This is a genomic window from Clostridioides sp. ZZV15-6388, from assembly GCF_020657755.1.
Lineage (GTDB): Bacteria > Bacillota > Clostridia > Peptostreptococcales > Peptostreptococcaceae > Clostridioides.
In genome coordinates this window covers 1-257 of the sequence record NZ_JAGWCU010000136.1, presented here as the reverse complement: position 1 = coordinate 257, position 257 = coordinate 1, and the positions used below count along the sequence as shown (strand labels likewise).

Below are 257 nucleotides of genomic sequence, written 5' to 3'. Positions count from 1 at the left end.
AAGATTAAGTAGATGCAAAAAAGGTAGTAGACAATATAAGAGATTATGGAAATTAAAAAACACTATTAGAACTAAAACAGATAACCAATTAATAAATTTATACCACCAAACAACTAGAAAGTTTATAGATTTTTGTGTAGAGCAACAAGTATGTGAAATAGTTTTAGGAGATATAAAAGGGATTGAGAAAAATACAAAAAAGAAGAAAAGATTAAATAGAATTAATAGACAAAAAATATCTCAAATGGAGTATGGTC

General features: G+C 24.9%; 1 pseudogene. It reads left to right on the top strand.

Annotated elements, in window-relative coordinates:
* Positions 1-257 (top strand): annotated as a pseudogene (locus KGF48_RS20075) (RNA-guided endonuclease TnpB family protein); the annotation flags it as partial.